Below are 2,942 nucleotides of genomic sequence, written 5' to 3'. Positions count from 1 at the left end.
CCACTTTATCGACATAAACACCTTCCTGCCCGTCTAATATGACAAGGTGCAGAGTTAAATTCGTTGTTGCTGAAAGCCATTCAAGATGTTTTCTTGCTACGTTGCGCAAATCGAGATGGGTCACAACAACGCTTCCCCTCTCCAATAGCTTTAATCCTAACGAGTATTTTCCATTTTCTTCGCCTTGTGAAATATAGTGATGCTCCTGTAAGGTTTTTAATAGTGAATGAACCGTACTTTTATGTAAATTCATTCGCTTGCTTATCTCTGTGATAGTTAGTTCGCGCTCACGCTCATCAAATAAATCCAATATTTTCAAGGCACGCTCCACCGATTGGATGATAGGCATCGTTCCTCACTCCTTTTATAATCTGTCTACCTTTATCTTATCGGATTTATGACGAGCATTCCTCACTTTATTTCAACTTTTTTTCCTTGGAGTAAGACATCCTGTTCATAATCAAGGACCGCATCCTCAATGACAGCGATTGGAACAACACCATTTGCAGCATCTGTATGTCCAAACATCCTGTTGCTGGCCGCAACCATTTTTTGTCTAACTTTCATCCGCTGCTTGCGTTCAGTTGCCAATGATTGTCTTTCTTCTATAAAATGATCCGCAAAATCATGAACAACCTTTCCTGAATGAAGTTGAGTGGCATCCACAAAATCAATCCGTCGATCACGAAGCTGAAGGTGAATTACATCCCCTGATTTTAGTAAACCAATGCCGCCGCCTTCATATGATTCCGGTGTCATATGTCCTATAGCAGCACCATATGTGACTCCTGAATAGCGGCCGTCGCTAATGATTGTAGCGATTTTTTTCATAACGCGATTTGCATTGATGTGTTGCATTGGTGTAAACATTTCCGGCATTCCGAATGCTACTGGCCCCTGCCCTGAGATAATGACCGCAATTTTCAATGTGCCTTCTTCAACCATCCTGTCAAATAACTCCCCATAGGAAGCATTTTTTAGAAGAGACCATTCCGGCTCATTGTTGTATTTAAGAGACTCGAGCAATAAATTATGTCCGAAAAGCTTTTGCTCTTTTATTTTTGAAAGCAGATTTGAATCGAGCAGGCTTTTATTTGCATCATCCTCATTTTCGTAATAAAGGACAAATGCCAGCTTATCATCGAATTGGTCAAGCTGTGGTGTCGGCATTCCGCTGATTTTTACAACCGCGCTTTCAAAGAAGTTTCCTTTTAATACATCAACACCGCTGAATCCACGGCGTGGATTGGATAAAATGACCTGATTTTTCTTTACATTAACCGCTTTTAGGCTACTTGTAATCGCAAGACGTTCTTTCCAGGTTTTTGCTGCGACAGTCGGCGCATCCTGATCCATTGGTACACCATTCTCGATAAGTTCATAAAAAAGTGTTTCCATTCCCCTGCTTGTCCCACTGCAACATTGCATCGCAAGTGAATAAATGTCTCTTCCCTCTGTCAAACTGTAATCAAATAAGTCAGGAATTGGATGGGAATGATGAATGCGGTCAAGGTCCCATAAGCTGAATTTGAATCCTGCATAAAGCATGCCGGCGACAATATGCATCATTAAGTTAGTAGAACCACCCGAAGCGCTGTGAATACGGATTGCATTTTTTATGTTCGCAGCGACAATGTTGGCCACGCCGTAACGCTCTTCGTTTATCATGCCTGCAAAACTATCAAGCACCGAGTTAATCTGGCGTTGTGTTGGTGGATCGGTTAACAGCTCCACGGCTGGATGAACAAGACCCATGCCTGCAACTAAATGACGTGAACTATTCCCCGTTCCATTGAAAGCACATACACCTCCCTGCCCGTCACATGTTGCGACAGCAAGTCTCATTTCAAAATATTTATGCTGTTCCCTCGTCAATATTCCTCGTTCATACGCCCGTTCAAACACACCCTGGAATGCAGTATTCGATGAACATTGCAATATATATGCCATCGTATCTCGTAAATCAACCGCTACATCAGTAGCTCCTTTACTTTCCGCTTTTTTCGCAAGAGTTTCCAATTCCTCAATCACGTCAGCTGGAATCGAACCGCCTTCTAATACGTGAGCAGGTGCGAATGTTGCGAAAAAGGGGGCTTCACCACGGTTTCGGCGAACACGATCAACATGTGCGAGTGCGCTTACAACACCAAGAGGCTGCTTATCACACCCTTGAATGACGAATGCACCATGATAACTGTGAGCTTCTAGCTGGTTTACAACCATTTGTGCAACCGCGTTTCGGCTCTGGAGAGAGTAACTCATTCCTTGATTGTTTTGCGCAGTTCCATCACACATTACCGGTGTCGAGAAATGAAACGGCACGCCGCCGTTTTGCCAGATGCGGATTGCTGCCCGTGCCGACGTTTGGTAATCCATTATGTGGGCCGGATGATCGGACGAACCACCGATAATTGCGATACGCGGGGCATTCCTCTCGAGCCGCATATAAATTTCTTCAAGCGTCCAATCAGGCTTCCCCCCTTCATATGTGGAGCCAAGCGTCAGCTTCGAACGGTCCAACAGACCCGCAACCGTAATGGGTTCATTTGCTTTTCCCTGCACATTATCGCGGTAAGGGTTTATTTCGTTATCAATTAGTGGATATAGGTGTGTCATTTCAGCACTCCTTTTCTGATTTCAAATGGATTCTTCCATTCTCTAAAAATATTAACGAAGGTTTTTAGTCTAGTGCCAATTCCTCTGGTTCTGAAAGGAGCTCTATATTTTTGTTTTTTAAAGCTTCCTCCATCATGCTTTCAGAAATCCAAATTTCACCGATTTCAAGCGTGTTTTTTATTCTTACCACTCTGACTTTATTCAAATTGAAGGCATTGCACGTTTTGATAGCAGCTTTAACAGCTAATTCCTGCGTATCTAAAAACATCGGGAGCTTTACTACATCTGTAACTGTGCTAGTGAGTGCATTGGCATAGCCTTTTTCC

General features: G+C 43.2%; 2 protein-coding genes and 1 pseudogene. All 3 read right to left on the bottom strand.

All coding sequences use genetic code 11. The annotated features are described in order from the left end of the window. The coding region (locus ACFVSH_RS24860) for an IclR family transcriptional regulator (protein ID WP_387708417.1) at nucleotides 1–349 on the bottom strand (349 nt) is incomplete at its 3' end. A 62-nt stretch (nucleotides 350–411) separates the two neighbouring features. Further along, nucleotides 412–2,616 carry a dihydroxy-acid dehydratase domain-containing protein gene (locus ACFVSH_RS24855; RefSeq protein ID WP_387599112.1) on the bottom strand — a complete coding sequence of 735 codons (2,205 nt, stop codon included), beginning with the start codon at nucleotides 2,614–2,616 and terminating at the stop codon, nucleotides 412–414. Between the two features lie 64 nt (nucleotides 2,617–2,680). After that, nucleotides 2,681–2,942 (bottom strand): annotated as a pseudogene (locus ACFVSH_RS24850) (nickel pincer cofactor-dependent isomerase, group 22); the annotation flags it as partial.

Origin of the sequence: Peribacillus sp. NPDC058002 (assembly GCF_042886655.1) — a bacterium.
Classification (GTDB): Bacteria; Bacillota; Bacilli; order Bacillales; family DSM-1321; genus Peribacillus; species Peribacillus aracenensis.
The sequence above is the reverse complement of the archived record's forward strand: the minus strand, read 5'-3'. Positions and strand labels throughout refer to the sequence as shown.

Coding starts and splice junctions, on each gene's coding strand:
- ACFVSH_RS24855 (WP_387599112.1), bottom strand. CDS start 2,616: ATGACACACCTATATCCACTAATTGATAACGAAATAAACCCTTACCGC.